At 35.6% G+C, this 14,903-nt stretch carries 10 protein-coding genes and 3 tRNA genes; 11 read left to right on the top strand and 2 right to left on the bottom strand.

From position 1 onward, the window contains the following. Window positions 1-206: 206 nt before the first annotated feature. Together I5818_RS25825 and I5818_RS25820 are read right to left on the bottom strand one after the other, a co-directional pair. A complete protein-coding gene (locus I5818_RS25825; protein ID WP_078109471.1) occupies window positions 207-1,124 on the bottom strand; it encodes a hypothetical protein in 918 nt (305 codons plus the stop codon). 121 nt (window positions 1,125-1,245) lie between these two features. Next, the gene (locus I5818_RS25820) at window positions 1,246-1,821 is read right to left on the bottom strand and encodes a sigma-70 family RNA polymerase sigma factor (RefSeq protein WP_078109467.1); all 576 of its coding nucleotides are present in this window, start codon (window positions 1,819-1,821) and stop codon (window positions 1,246-1,248) included. Between the two features lie 331 nt (window positions 1,822-2,152). Between I5818_RS25820 and I5818_RS25815 the strand changes: the two genes are divergently transcribed. The 11 genes from I5818_RS25815 (at window position 2,153) to yycF (ending at window position 14,899) form a co-directional block, all read left to right on the top strand. Then, window positions 2,153-4,165: a methyl-accepting chemotaxis protein gene (locus tag I5818_RS25815; protein ID WP_078109468.1), complete on the top strand. Its 2,013-nt coding sequence runs from the start codon at window positions 2,153-2,155 to the stop codon at window positions 4,163-4,165. 329 nt (window positions 4,166-4,494) lie between these two features. Continuing rightward, window positions 4,495-5,439, top strand: a complete 945-nt coding sequence (locus I5818_RS25810; RefSeq protein ID WP_078109469.1) for a YybS family protein — start codon at window positions 4,495-4,497, stop codon at window positions 5,437-5,439. A 107-nt stretch (window positions 5,440-5,546) separates the two neighbouring features. Next, window positions 5,547-7,520: a DHH family phosphoesterase gene (locus tag I5818_RS25805; RefSeq protein WP_058005127.1), complete on the top strand. Its 1,974-nt coding sequence runs from the start codon at window positions 5,547-5,549 to the stop codon at window positions 7,518-7,520. Beyond that, window positions 7,517-7,966, top strand: coding sequence for a 50S ribosomal protein L9 (rplI, locus tag I5818_RS25800; protein WP_058005126.1), 450 nt, complete (start codon window positions 7,517-7,519; stop codon window positions 7,964-7,966). Before I5818_RS25805 ends, rplI begins: the two co-directional genes overlap by 4 nt. Window positions 7,967-8,230: 264 nt before the next feature. Beyond that, window positions 8,231-9,595 (top strand): replicative DNA helicase, encoded by a 1,365-nt coding sequence (dnaB, locus tag I5818_RS25795; protein WP_058005125.1) that lies wholly within the window; start codon window positions 8,231-8,233, stop codon window positions 9,593-9,595. 204 nt (window positions 9,596-9,799) lie between these two features. Then, window positions 9,800-11,086 (top strand): adenylosuccinate synthase, encoded by a 1,287-nt coding sequence (locus tag I5818_RS25790; RefSeq protein ID WP_058005124.1) that lies wholly within the window; start codon window positions 9,800-9,802, stop codon window positions 11,084-11,086. A 306-nt stretch (window positions 11,087-11,392) separates the two neighbouring features. After that, window positions 11,393-11,465, top strand: a tRNA-Lys gene (locus I5818_RS25785). 18 nt (window positions 11,466-11,483) lie between these two features. Beyond that, window positions 11,484-11,560: transfer RNA gene (locus I5818_RS25780), tRNA-Asp, on the top strand. A gap of 161 nt (window positions 11,561-11,721) precedes the next feature. Next, window positions 11,722-11,794 (top strand) — tRNA-Phe (locus I5818_RS25775). Window positions 11,795-12,159: 365 nt separating this feature from the next. Then, window positions 12,160-13,629, top strand: coding sequence for a M23 family metallopeptidase (locus tag I5818_RS25770; protein ID WP_078111477.1), 1,470 nt, complete (start codon window positions 12,160-12,162; stop codon window positions 13,627-13,629). Window positions 13,630-14,188: 559 nt separating this feature from the next. Continuing rightward, complete coding sequence (gene yycF / locus I5818_RS25765; protein ID WP_071975503.1) at window positions 14,189-14,899, top strand: response regulator YycF; 711 nt, start codon at window positions 14,189-14,191, stop codon at window positions 14,897-14,899. The last annotated feature ends 4 nt before the right edge of the window (window positions 14,900-14,903 follow it).

Raw genomic sequence — 14,903 nt, 5'->3', positions numbered from 1 at the left:
TGGGATATAAGGGGAAACATATCTGGATATACCTGTTGTCCCTTACAATCCATATTTACTATTAATTAGAAATATGCATTTTGCATGATGAAATTGAGCTCGAAGATAAGCTATATCGGTAATCTCAAACGACTTTGTTTCGTGAATTGCACTATATAGCTTCTCAAGCGATGTTTTGCCAACCTTATTCACTTTGACTTGTTATTCTACCATGGTGTTTCAGTTTTGTGTTCAATAACTTGTAATACTTTCGGTTCAATAGCTTTTAATAATTGTTCCGTTGAATGATTGTTTTTAGGAATCTCTCCATTTTGCTCAGCTTGAATTTGTCTTTCAACCTGTGTTTTTGCGACCACATCAATCACTTGTTGTTTAGAGACACTTTTAGATGCTGCAATCTCCACAACAGATTTACCTTTTGCTAATTCTTGTTTTAATTCTGTCGGGTTCATTTTTAATAAAGAAAAGAGTTTTTCATCATTTATAAAGGCATCAGCAGTATAATCGGGCTTACCATTTAATGAGAAGAAACCTTCTACTCTACTGTTTGAAGGTGTAGTCTCACCTCCGATAAGAGAAACACTGATAGTATTGTCCTGAACAAATACTTGGTAGAACGGTGTTTTTGATCCCTTTTTGATGTAATTCAACATAAATGTTTTTTGATCTAGGTTCTCCATTTGCTCCATAGTAAACTTGTAATCTTCGATGTTGCCATACATTTTATCAATGAGCAAATCTACTTTTGCCTTGATTTCCTGATCGGTTAAAGTAATGAGTGGCTTCTCTTTAGGCTCCCAATTCTCTTGATTCACGTGTTCAATTTTACCTGTATTACCGTTTGTATGAAGGGTAATCTTTTTGCCGGTTCCTCCTTTTTCCTGCAGTATGATGCTTGTTTGGACACCTTCAACATTGCTTGCATCGATAATCTTAAACGATTTTGTTTCAGGAAATGCGCTATACAGCTTTTTAAGTGTTTCCTTGCCAACTTTATCCATCTTGACTTGTTCAGCAGTCATTGGTGTTCTAGTAAGCATTTCAATCAGGGGTGGGGCAGCAAATGCAGAGGTTGGAATCAAAATTGCAGCAGCAACTAATCCACCAATTAATCGTTTTTTCATGGTTACTTCTCTCCTTTTTTGTTGCAAATATTGAGAATATGACTGTTCTATTCGTTTGGAAATTGCCGTAGGGCACTCCATAGTTTCTGCCTGTTTATGCAGATGTTCACGGATTTTTCGTTCAATAGTCATTGATTTTTTCCATCCTTTCCAAGGGGAGAATCCCTTTATTTTTTCGAAGCGACTGAATGGCTGCATGATATCTGGACTTGACCGTACCCAGTGGAATATCGAGCAATGTCGCAATTTCCTCAAGAGTATAGTCGTGATAAAAGCGGAGGATAATCACCGCTCGTTGTTTGTCGGTTAGTTTTTGGATAGCTTGTGATATCATTTGGTTTGTTCCATCATTCAACACAGTAGGTTGATCCCAATGAGACTCTTCCTGTGAGAAGCTACGGATGCGTTCAAAAATTCGGAATCTCCGCCAGCTCTTGACTCGAAATCTCTGCACTTGACGGATTACCAATCCGTTTAGCCAAAAGTGGAAAGGACGGTTCGTATCGTAGTTAGCAAGTGAGGTCCACATTTGCATATAGATCTCATTCATGACATCTTCTCGATCCTGCTGATGATCCACCATAAAGGAGACTGTTCTGTAGACATCCTGATAGGTGGCATCATATAACATATGAAACGCCTGTTGATCACCATCTTTCATTTTTGTGAGTAATTGGTACATATATTCACTTTGCATGCAGAAGGCCCTCCTGGGTAAGCAGCTTACACACTATATTGTCTCTTTATCAGAAAAAGGTTCGGTTTTTTTTCTTATTTTTTGCAAACGATTGATTGCAAGAGGTTATCGGTCCGGAAAACACGACTTATAGGTAAATTAGGATGTATTCCAAACTAAAGAATGTAGTGACTGAATGATGAGAGACATGATGAATTGAAAAAAGGTCTACGAATATTAAAAAATTCCAACATATCTCCCTTATCTAAACAATTTGCAATTTTTGTCGAATATAAAGGTAGAATGAACTATTGTAGTCATCCATCCTAGAGTAGGCAGGTGTGTTCGAAATTTGATTAAATCTATTAAATTTAAATTTATATTTATTATTTCGCTACTATTGATTATTGCTTTTACGGTAATGATTGGTTTAACAACCTTGAGAGTAAGCGAAAAGAACGAAGAGAGTGTTATTTCCGAAACAGACCGATTGGTTGATGATTTAAATTATTCAATCCAGCTTTATTTTAATCAGTATGAGAAGAGCTTACAGCAAATAAGTTCATATGAAAAAGTCGGTCAATATGGATATAATGAAATTTCTTCAAAGAAAGCGGAAATATTAAAAGATAATGATATAAAAGAGTTATTCGATGGATACTTAAATACGTATAAAGAGGCAACGAATATTTATTTTGCTACAACAAATAAAAAAATGCTCGTTTTTCCAGCAGTCCAATTACCATCTGATTTTGATCCAACATTAGAAAACTGGTATAAAAATGCCATTAATACAACTGGAAGGGTTGTTTGGACGGAGCCATATAAGGATAAAACGACCAATGAGTTTGTTATTACTGGATCAAAGGCTGTTATAAAAAAAGGTATGATTGTTGGTGTAGTCTCCGTTGATATAAAACTATCTGAAATAACAAATCGAGTTTCAAACATGAAAATTGGCTATAAAGGTGTTCCTTTCATTGTAAATGGTGAAGGAAAGTCCATTATTTATAAGGATTCCCGCGGCGAGGATGTAACAAAATACCCTTATTTCGATCAAATGATGCAAGAGAATAAAGGGCATGGGATTATTCATTATCAAAAAGAAGGAGATAACAAGGTTCTTGTATATAGTACGAATTTAACAAATAGATGGAAAATCGGTGCCATATACTCACAAAAAGATTTGATGGTGATGGCAAGAGATATTCAATTGACTCTCTTAGTTCTAGGAATCATAACCCTATTCATTTCTATTTGTGTCTTAACCTTTATTTCAATTCGAATTACAAAGCCTATAGGGCAATTAAAGAAAGCTATGGGGCAGTTATCGGGTGGAGATCTGTCCGCGGTATCTATTGTGAAATCGAAAGATGAGATGGGTGATCTATCCCATCATTTTAATACGATGGTGAATCGCATAAGAGAAATTATTTTGCGTGTTAATTCTTCCGTCTTAAAAGTTAAGGAATCAGCAGAGTCTCTAAGTGCAACTTCTGAGGAAACAAATGCTTCTAGTGAGCAAGTGGCTGTAGCAGTAAATGAAATAGCTGAGGGAGCATCAAAATCTGCAGAAGAAGCAGAGGCTGCTAATAATAACTCTGTTCAGTTGAGTACACAAATCAATGAGATATATCAAAAGTCTGGGTTAATGTCAGATGTTGCTAAGAAGGCAAGTGAAATGAATGATCTTGGTATTAATAAAATGAATGATTTAACCGACTCATTCAGGCAATCAGAGCAGTTCATTCAATCTATGTCTTCAATTATTACTGATCTTTCACATAAGGTGAAAACGATTGAAACAGTTATTCAGGTAATTACTAATTTATCTTCACAAACTAATTTGCTTGCTTTAAATGCTAGTATTGAAGCGGCACGTGCAGGAGAGCATGGAAAAGGTTTTGCCGTTGTAGCTGAAGAGGTTCGGAAATTGGCTGAACAATCTGTTCATGCAACAAATCAAGTGAAAGACACCATTCTTGATATACAGGTAGAATCCCAGCGGGCAGTCGAAGAAATGGATCGAACGAATGAAATTTTTGTGCAACAATCTCAAGTAGTTCTTGATACAAACAATACATTCAATGCCATTTCTACACTTATTCATGATCTTCAAGATTCTATCCATACAGTATATTCAAGTGTTCAAGCTGTTTCAGATCATAAGGATGAGTTAGTCCATATAATTCAAAGCATGGCAGCAATGTCAGAACAAACAGCAGCTGCTTGTGAAGAAGTGGGTGCGTCTACGGAGGAGCAATTACGTGCGATCCAAACTGTCGCGCAGTCGTCAGAGGATTTGAAAGGATTAAGCTATGATTTGCAAGATATTGTATCTTATTTCAAAGTGAAGAATAAATAAAAAAATTAGTTTAGAGAGGTTGTCTCAGGCAATTTCAGCAACCTCTCCTTTATAAAGCTTTTTCTCAAATATTGTTGCAATTTAGATCATGTATTAACCCAAATTTAGGTTGGAAGACCAATGCCAATAGTAAAAGCGGGGGTAGGGGTTTTACAGAAGTAACAAACAATACGAAAGTTTATTCATTTTTATATTAGTCCTGTTCGGATCTCTCCCATCATAGCCCCATGAGTTCAAACAGAAGTCCTTCTTTGAATTATGATCCATTACATTTCGAGTTTTCTTCTCTGTATGGTAGTATAAAGCTATTAGATACATGAGGTGAAATAATGGGAAAATCAAAAATGTTGACTGAAGGAGCTCTAATGCTCGCTGTGTTCGCGATACTACTATTCATTTACAACTATATACCCCTTTTATCTATAGTATCCGTGCTTTTTCTACTCTTACCTTTCATATTATATAGTGCTAAATATCCGTTTAAGCATGCTTTAGTATTATTAATAGGAAGCATTCTCATTTCGGTATTATTAGGATCACTTTTTTTAATACCAGTTGCATTAATTTATGGAACAACAGGGATTGCAATTGGATACTGCATTCGAACGAAAAAATCAAAATTCGTTTTGTACATGTCAGCTAGTATATTATTTTTGTTAAATGCTATCCTACAATACATTGCGTTTATCGTTCTATTTAATAAAAACATTCTAAAAGTATTAATATCTACATTTCAGGATTCATTTCAACAAAGCGCAAAGATCTTAGAAGGACTTGGACAAGGATCCTCGGAGCAGCTAATGGAGCAATATAATGCATTCCTGGACACGATCACCACTTTGCTACCTAGCTTACTAGTTATTTCCTCATTTGTAGTTGTTTGGATACTGCTAGCGATTAATTTACCGATTGTGAAACGGTTTAAAATTGATGTTCCTAAATGGAACGCCTTTCGTGAATTAAAATTACCGAAAAGCATATTATGGTATTATTTAATTACCATCATATTGGCTATAATTTGGCGTCCAGAACAAGGTACTTATGGAAATATGGCTTTAGTTAATTTAAACTTTATTTTACAGATGCTAATGGTTCTCCAAGGATATTCCTTTGTGTTCTTTTTTAGCCATGAAAAAAGATGGACAAAAGCGATTCCAATACTAATTGTTATTTTTACTTTTTTCCTTTTCCCACTTCAATATATAATAAGGATATTAGGTATAATGGATTTAGGATTCGGCTTGAGGCAATTTTTGAATCGAAAATCCTCATAAACAAGGGTAGACTATTGTAAAGAGATTTTACTATGCTTGTTATTAGAGAAATCTAAAAGTGTACAGTCTATACGAAAATAGCCTTCAATAAAATGGGAGAGAAAAATATGCCTTCAAATTTTAATAAGCGAATGGTTCGATATCCTCTTTATGGTTTATTGGCCGTTTCTTTGGCCCTTTTGGTGCTTATTGGTTTTTATCATTGGTGGATTACCGTAATCGGACTTCTTCTATTAGGAGCACTTTTTTATCTAGCCTTTTTTCTAGAGCAAAAGTCAAATGAGGAAACACTCGATTATATTTCCACTTTATCTTATCGTATAAAACGAGTCGGTGAAGAGGCGTTAATGGAAATGCCGATTGGAATTATGTTGATTAATGATGATTTATTTATCGAATGGACCAATCAGTTCATGGCTTCCTGTTTTAACGAAGAAACACTCGTCGGTCGTTCCCTTTATGATGTTGCGGAAGATGTTGTTCCATTAATCAAGCAAGAAATTGATTCGGAAATGGTTTCATTAAATGGAAGAAAGTATAGAGTGACCTTAAAGCTAGAAGAAAAATTATTATATTTCTTTGATGTAACGGAGCAATCTGAAATTGAAAAACTTTATAAGGAAGAAAGAACAGTAATCGCAATCATATTTTTAGATAATTATGATGAAGTTACTCAAGGAATGGATGACCAAACTAGAAGTAGCTTAAACAGTCTTGTAACCTCTATACTAAATAAATGGGCCATGGAGTATGGTGTTTTTCTAAAACGGGTCTCTTCCGAGCGTTTCATAAGTGTATTAAATGAAAAAATTCTTCTTGATTTAGAGAAAAGTAAATTTTCAATCCTGGATGAAGTTCGGGAAACAACGTCAAAACAGAATATCCCTTTAACATTAAGTATTGGGATTGGAGCAGGTGTCCCAGATTTGCCGGATCTAGGGGTATTAGCCCAATCAAGTTTAGATATCGCCCTTGGTAGAGGTGGCGACCAAGTTGCGATGAAGGAAATGAATGGAAAGGTAAAGTTTTACGGTGGTAAAACTAATCCGATGGAAAAACGTACACGAGTTCGTGCTCGCGTAATCTCTCACGCATTGAAAGAGTTGATGACGCAAAGTGACAAAATATTTGTGATGGGTCATAAGTTTCCCGATATGGATGCAGTTGGTGCAGCAATTGGTGTACGGAAGGTAGCTGAAATGAACGGGAAAGAAGGATATATTGTCATTAATTTTTCTGAAATTGATACAGGTGTAAAACGATTAATAGAAGAAGTAAAGCAATATCCTGACTTATATACTCGTTTCATTACTCCAGAGGAAGCCTTGGAGATGGCAACAGAAGATTCACTACTTGTAGTTGTAGATACTCATAAGCCTTCCTTTGTAATTGATGACCGGCTGATTAAAAAAATTGAAAATATTGTTGTCATTGATCACCATCGACGTGGTGAGGATTTTATTAAAAATCCTTTACTTGTATATATGGAGCCTTATGCTTCCTCTACTGCAGAGCTTGTTACCGAACTATTAGAGTATCAACCTAAAAATGAAAAAGTGAATATGCTGGAAGCAACGGCATTATTAGCAGGTATTATTGTTGATACAAAAAGTTTTACCTTACGTACAGGTTCGCGTACATTTGATGCAGCATCTTATTTAAGAGGACAGGGTGCAGATACCGTTTTAGTCCAGAAGTTTTTAAAAGAAGATTTGAATACTTATATAAAACGTGCCAAACTGATTGAAAGTGTGGCGTTTTACCGTGACGGCATTGCTATAGGGGTGGGTACGGATGATACGATTTATAATTCCGTCTTAATCGCCCAGGCAGCTGATACATTACTTACAATGGATGGAGTTGAGGCTTCATTCGTCGTATCCAAACGGTCTGAGGACGAAATTGGTATTAGTGCCCGTTCATTAGGAAAAGTAAATGTTCAAGTCATCATGGAGAGTCTCGGTGGTGGTGGCCATTTATCAAATGCTGCTACACAGCTGAAGGATACAACAATTGAGGATGCAAAGGAACAATTACTAAAAGCAATAGATGACTATTTAGAAGGGAGTCAAAAATCATGAAAGTTATATTTTTAAAGGATGTAAAAGGGAAAGGTAAAAAAGGCGAAACAAAAAATGTTGCAGATGGATATGCACATAACTTTCTAATTAAGCAAGGGTTAGCTGTTGAAGCAACGGCTGGAAACCTAAAAGGTTTAGATGCTCAAAAGAAAAAAGAACAAAAAATAGCTGAACAAGAGCTTGAAGATGCAAAGATATTAAAGGAAAAGCTTGAAAAAATCACTGTTGAGCTAAAAGCAAAATCCGGTACTGGTGGCCGTTTATTTGGCTCAATCACAAGCAAACAAATTTCCGAGCAATTAAATAAAACATTTAAAATAAAAATAGATAAACGTAAGATGGAGCTAGATGATGCTATCCGTACACTAGGCGTAACAAAGGTTCCAGTGAAATTACATTCTGAGGTCACAGCTACTTTAAATGTACATGTAAAAGAAGAAAGTTAAATTTGCCAGCTTCATTTGAGCAAAATCATGATAAAATAGAGAAGTGAAGATAGAGGAATAAATTCTATTCTTCTATCTTTACTAGAAAAAGCTAAGTAATACCATTATGTGATCTTTCGATTGTTTGATCACTTTTTTTAATGGAGAGATGAAATTCCCTCCATCTAAATATCATAAAAGCGATGATTCATATAGATTGTTTTAACTTTACTATCCGGTTAGTATATTTTTTACCCCATAAAGAGAATGGGAGGTTTGTAATAAATGAGTGATTTATTTGCAGATCGTATGCCCCCTCAAAATATTGAAGCGGAGCAAGCAGTAATAGGTGCTATTTTTCTAGAACCAGCTTCTTTAATCCTTGCTTCTGAAGTATTAATTCCCGAAGACTTTTATCGCAGTGCCCATCAAAAAATCTTTAATGTATTTTTAAAATTAAATGACGAGGGTAAAGCAGTCGATTTAGTCACTGTCGCAGAGGAATTGGCGGCCACTAAGCAATTGGAAGATGTCGGGGGAGTTTCGTATTTAAGTGAAGTCGCAGGCTCAGTGCCAACTGCTGCAAATATAGAGTATTATGCAAGAATTGTAGAAGAAAAATCTTTACTTCGACGATTGATTCGAACTGCAACAACAATTGCACAAGAGGGATATTCTCGTGAAGATGAAGTAGATGCTCTTCTAAATGAAGCGGAAAAAAATATTATGGAGGTTGCCCAACGGAAAAATGCAGGAGCCTTTCATAATATTAAGGATGTTCTTGTACGAACATATGATAATATCGAGATGCTTCATAATCGCGTGGGCGACATAACAGGAATTCCTACAGGTTTTGCGGAGCTTGATCGTATGACTGCAGGATTTCAACGCAATGATTTAATTATTGTAGCTGCTCGTCCATCAGTAGGGAAAACAGCCTTTGCTTTAAATATTGCACAAAATGTTGGGACAAAAGCGGGAGAAAATGTAGCTATTTTTAGTTTAGAGATGGGCGCAGAACAGCTTGTTATGCGTATGCTTTGTGCAGAAGGAAATATCAATGCGCAAAATCTTCGGACAGGTTCCCTAACAGATGAGGACTGGAAGAAGTTAACGATGGCAATGGGAAGTCTATCAAATTCAGGTATTTTCATTGATGATACACCGGGTGTGCGCATTAGTGAGATACGATCTAAATGTCGTCGATTAAAACAGGAACATGGTCTTGGAATGATCTTAATTGATTATCTTCAACTCATTCAAGGTAGTGGACGTTCAGGTGAAAACAGACAACAAGAGGTATCGGAAATATCTCGTTCTCTAAAGGCACTTGCGCGTGAATTAGAGGTTCCAGTTATTGCGTTATCTCAGCTATCCCGTGGCGTAGAACAACGGCAGGATAAGCGGCCAATGATGTCTGATATCCGTGAATCAGGAAGTATTGAGCAGGATGCCGATATTGTTGCCTTCCTTTATCGTGACGATTATTATGATAAGGAAAGTGAAAACAAAAATATCATTGAGATCATTATTGCCAAACAGCGTAATGGTCCGGTTGGAACGGTATCATTAGCATTTGTTAAAGAGTATAATAAATTTGTTAATTTGGAACGGCGCTTCGATGATGCACAGGTTCCAGCAGGCGCATAAGAGTGGTTATCATAGATTATAATGAAAAGGAGAATGGTTTTTTACCATTCTTTTTTTTATTGATGGAAATTCACTAAACTACGAATAAATATAATAGTAAATCTATTTAATGTTCGTGTTTCAGTTGACTTTTCTATTTGAATGGGTAAAATAGAAAAGGTAAAGAATAGAGAACGTAAGTATATTTATTGGAGGTGCCAGATTATGTCGTCAGTTGTAGTAGTAGGAACTCAATGGGGAGATGAAGGAAAAGGGAAAATTACCGATTTCCTTTCAGAAAATGCAGAGGTCATTGCCCGTTATCAAGGCGGTAATAATGCAGGCCATACCATTCGTTTTAATGGGGAAACATATAAGTTACATCTAATTCCATCTGGAATTTTTTATAAGGATAAAATTAGTGTTATTGGAAATGGAATGGTTGTTGATCCAAAGGCGCTTGTACAAGAGTTAAAAGGATTACACGATAGAGGAATAGCAACAGATAATTTACGTATCAGTAATCGAGCTCATGTGATTCTTCCTTACCATTTAAAAATTGATGAAATGGATGAGGAAAGAAAAGGGGCAAATAAAATCGGTACAACGAAAAAGGGAATCGGACCAGCATATATGGATAAAGCGGCTAGAGTAGGAATCCGAATCGCTGATTTATTAGATAAAGAAATTTTTGAGGAGAAGCTTTCTCATAATTTAAAGGAAAAAAACCGTTTACTTGAACGTTTCTATGAAACAGAAGGGTTCAATTTAGAAGATATACTCGATGAATATTTTGAGTATGGTCAACAAATAAAACAATATGTATGTGACACTTCCGTTGTATTAAATGATGCATTAGATGAAGGACGTCGTGTATTATTTGAAGGTGCTCAAGGAGTTATGCTTGATATTGACCAAGGTACTTATCCATTTGTTACATCCTCTAACCCAATTGCTGGTGGTGTGACAATCGGATCCGGTGTTGGTCCAACGAAGATTAACCATGTAGTAGGAGTGGCTAAGGCATATACATCTCGTGTCGGTGATGGTCCATTCCCTACGGAATTACATGATGAAATTGGCCAACAAATTCGTGAAGTAGGACGTGAATATGGCACGACAACTGGTCGTCCACGACGTGTTGGTTGGTTTGATAGTGTAGTTGTTCGTCATGCTCGTCGTGTGAGCGGGATTACAGATCTTTCCCTTAATTCAATTGATGTGCTTACAGGTATCGAAACAGTAAAAATTTGTGTGGCATACCGTTATAAGGATGAAATTATTAAAGAGTACCCAGCAAATCTAAATATTTTAGCTGAATGTGAGCCAATCTATGAAGAACTTCCAGGTTGGACAGAGGATATTACAGCTTGTAAAACACTAGATGAATTACCAGCTAATGCTCGTCACTATTTAGAACGTATATCTCAATTATCAGGAATATCATTATCTATGTTCTCAGTAGGTCCAGACCGTGAGCAAACGAATATCATTCATAGTGTGTGGAGATAAGAGATCGTAAGCAACTTGCGTAGCACGGACAATTGGGGAAATCAGCCCTTTTATTTTCTTAAGGATGTCTGATTAAAAAAAAGGCTATAAAAAGCCTTTTTTTTCTTTTTTTTGTGATATCCATTCTTTATTTAAAATACGTAGTTCTATATTAGAAAATGAAGAATAAAATTTTTTTGCTGAAAAATGCCGAAACTTGTTGCAGGATTATATAATATTATGCTAATATAAAATACGTTGTTACGAAATAGTAATAATAAAGTTAAGAACTTCATTATTAATGAGTTTATTAGTTTTTCAAATTATGAGCCATTAGCTCAGTTGGTAGAGCATCTGACTTTTAATCAGAGGGTCGAAGGTTCGAGTCCTTCATGGCTCATCCTATATATCATAAAGTGGTCCGGTAGTTCAGTTGGTTAGAATGCCTGCCTGTCACGCAGGAGGTCGCGGGTTCGAGTCCCGTCCGGACCGCCATTTTTATAAAAAATACAGCTCGGTAGCTCAGTCGGAAGAGCACGTTCGAATAAGCTACAAAGCAAAACATCAGCGTACCAATTGAGTGACAGCATGAATAAGCTCTCTGAAATTAGACGATGGCGAATTACAATTACATATATAAAATGCATATTATATACGGCTCGGTAGCTCAGTCGGTAGAGCAATGGACTGAAAATCCATGTGTCGGCGGTTCGATTCCGTCCCGAGCCATCCAAAAAGCACTGCGATGACATAGACTCTCGCAGCGCTTTTTTTTTTGCTATCCCTTTGTAATCTATTTGTAATAACAATGGAAATAAAAGGATGTTCATATATTGATTTCTATATATACTCCTCTCGTTAGTCCCTATGAAAGCCTTTTCTTATCATCATATTCTCTCTTAAAATAGTACAGAAAAAAGAAGAAATGCTTTATCATTTTTTGGATGAAAATGTAACCTTTTATACAATTATGTTACATTATGAAAAATTGTGTAAACTTTCTTAAACTTTATGTTAATGTAATAAAGGGAAAAAAATTGAATCAATTTTCCTAGTAAATTGGACGTGTTTTAAGTAATTTGGGAGGTTTACGTATGAATTGGAAAAGAACATCACTCCATTACTCATCCGGGTTTCCAAAAGAAAGCATTCAACATCAATCAATGAATCTATTCAAAAAAGCGGTTATTTTAGCACTTATTCTTTCTTCTATATTCTTCAAAGTAATTTCTTCATCAGCAGATACAAATATAGAAACCGTTTTCCATGTATATATGAATGATGAATTTGTGGGTACCGTATCGGATAAAAATGTTATCAAAGACGTTGTTAATTCTGAAGTGAATGGTATGGAAGAAAGGTTTAAAGATTACCATCTCATTTTAGAAAACAAACTTACCTACATCCCAGAACAAGTTTTTCGACCTCAAGTTGAAAATGAGCAAACAATTGATAGAGTAAAAAAATTACTGACCATTCATGCAGAGGCAGTTGGTCTAGTCATTAATAATAGCCCTGTATTATATGTGAAAAATTCTAGTGATGCTGAAAAGGTCCTACAAAAGCTTAAACAAGGATTTGTTTCTGAAAAGGAATTGTCCCAATTAAAGGCTGTTGGCACAAAATCAAGTGAGTTGCCGCCACTCAAAGAAAATCAATCTCGACTATTAGACGTTTCATTTACTGAAAAGGTTTCATTTAATAATACAAAAGTAGATCCAGGTAGCATCTTTACTGTGGATCAAGCCGTAAAATATCTACAAAAGGGTACGCGAAAACAGCAAGTTTATAAGGTGAAAGAAGGAGATGTACTCGGATCAATTGCAGCAGAGCATCAATTAGAAGAAGAAAAATTGCTCCAATTAAATCCGGATTTAAGTGAAGACACGATTCTTCAAATTGGACAAGAATTAAATATTACGGAATATGAGCCTCTTGTTCATGTTATGGTTCAAAAGGAAATACATAGGATTGAAAAAATCCCATATAAAAAAGAGGTTATCGAGGATCCTTCTATGTACAAAGGGGATAAAAAGGTTAAACAAAAGGGGAAAAACGGAAAAAGTGAATTGACTTATATTATCATTGAGGAAAATGGTAAACAAGTAAAGAAAGATATAAATGAAGAGAAGGTATTAAAAAAGCCTGTTAACCACATTGTCATCGTAGGGACAAAGGTAACCCCATCTAGGGGATCTGGTGATTTTGCTTGGCCAACAAATGGGGGCTATATCTCCAGTCAGCTTGGTCAAAGATGGGGTAGTATGCACAAAGGAATTGATATCGCAAGACCGAGTAATCGTACGATTAAAGCAGCAGATAATGGAAGAGTTGTATTTGCAGGCTGGGATGGCGGTTACGGAAATAAAATTATTATTGATCATAATAATGGATTCCGTACAGTCTACGCTCATTTAAGCTCAATCAATGTTTCCGCCGGTGAAATAGTACCAAAGGGATCAGCCATTGGGGTCATGGGAGCAACAGGAGATGCTACTGGTATTCATCTACATTTTGAAGTATACAAAGATGGAAATTTAATGAATCCATTAAGTTATTTATAAATAAGGAACTAGGAAAAGCTGAGGGTATCCAATAATGGATACTCTCACTTTTTTTAGAACTATCCATTAATTAAAGATATTTACCTTGTTGTTTGGTAAAGTTGTAAGAATAAATATAGGTTAAGGACCGTAAACATCCTTCAATTCGCTAATAAAAGAGTTGCAAACTTTATAAAAACATAGTCTTGATTAGAGACGAATAATCAGTAAGAAGTTTATTCTTTTTGTTAGGGAAATGGCAATAATGGAAAAACCTAATTTGGCATAAAAGATGAATTCATGAAAAGAACATGTTAAATTAAAATAGAGGAATTTTAAGATTTTTGCCGTATTACCTTCAAATAACTAGATGTTTGTTCTAGAATAGATGAGATCATTCATTTAGTGATTATACCGAAAATGCTTATTTTTATAGATAGTAAAGAGAAATGGAATGCTCATTCATATAATATGAAAAATTAATGATTGAAACGAAAATAATACGTTTAAGAATTAAACTGATTTTTTATATGTAGGTCGGAATATTAATTTTATAAATAATAGTTAGGGGAGTAGTTAAATGGATAAGACGATATTAGTCGTAGACGATGAAAAACCAATTGCTGATATCCTTCAGTTCAATTTAAAGAAAGAGGGATATACCGTCCATTGTGCATATGATGGTGATGAAGCTATCAAGATGGTCGAGGAATTGAATCCAGATTTATTAATTCTTGATATTATGCTCCCAAAACGTGATGGGATTGAGGTATGTAGAGAAGTCCGCAAAAAGTATGAGATGCCAATTGTTATGCTGACTGCCAAGGACTCTGAAATTGATAAGATTATTGGACTAGAGCTCGGAGCTGATGATTATGTAACGAAGCCTTTTAGTACAAGAGAATTAATTGCACGTGTGAAAGCAAATTTACGAAGACATCAGCAGGTAGCTACTCAAACTGAAGAAGAGGAAAAGAGTAGCGAGATAGCGATTGGATCATTAGTGATTCATCCTGATGCTTATATTGTGTCAAAACGTGGCGAAACAATTGAATTAACTCATCGTGAATTTGAGCTGCTATATTACTTAGCCCAGCATATTGGTCAAGTAATGACGAGGGAACACCTGCTTCAAACAGTTTGGGGTTATGATTATTATGGCGATGTACGTACAGTCGACGTAACTGTAAGACGCTTAAGGGAAAAAGTTGAGGATAATCCAAGTCACCCAATATGGATTGTAACAAGACGAGGAGTAGGCTATTATTTACGCAATCCTGAACAGGAGTAATGGA

Origin of the sequence: Heyndrickxia oleronia, assembly GCF_017809215.1 — a bacterium.
Classification (GTDB): Bacteria; Bacillota; Bacilli; order Bacillales; family Bacillaceae_C; genus Heyndrickxia; species Heyndrickxia oleronia.
This window is presented reverse-complemented; position numbering and strand designations above follow the sequence as displayed.

Coding starts and splice junctions, on each gene's coding strand:
- I5818_RS25825 (WP_078109471.1), bottom strand. CDS start 1,124: ATGAAAAAACGATTAATTGGTGGATTAGTTGCTGCTGCAATTTTGATT.
- rplI (WP_058005126.1), top strand. CDS start 7,517: ATGAAAGTTATATTTTTAAAGGATGTAAAAGGGAAAGGTAAAAAAGGC.
- I5818_RS25790 (WP_058005124.1), top strand. CDS start 9,800: ATGTCGTCAGTTGTAGTAGTAGGAACTCAATGGGGAGATGAAGGAAAA.
- I5818_RS25810 (WP_078109469.1), top strand. CDS start 4,495: ATGGGAAAATCAAAAATGTTGACTGAAGGAGCTCTAATGCTCGCTGTG.
- I5818_RS25820 (WP_078109467.1), bottom strand. CDS start 1,821: ATGCAAAGTGAATATATGTACCAATTACTCACAAAAATGAAAGATGGT.
- I5818_RS25770 (WP_078111477.1), top strand. CDS start 12,160: ATGAATTGGAAAAGAACATCACTCCATTACTCATCCGGGTTTCCAAAA.
- yycF (WP_071975503.1), top strand. CDS start 14,189: ATGGATAAGACGATATTAGTCGTAGACGATGAAAAACCAATTGCTGAT.
- dnaB (WP_058005125.1), top strand. CDS start 8,231: ATGAGTGATTTATTTGCAGATCGTATGCCCCCTCAAAATATTGAAGCG.
- I5818_RS25805 (WP_058005127.1), top strand. CDS start 5,547: ATGCCTTCAAATTTTAATAAGCGAATGGTTCGATATCCTCTTTATGGT.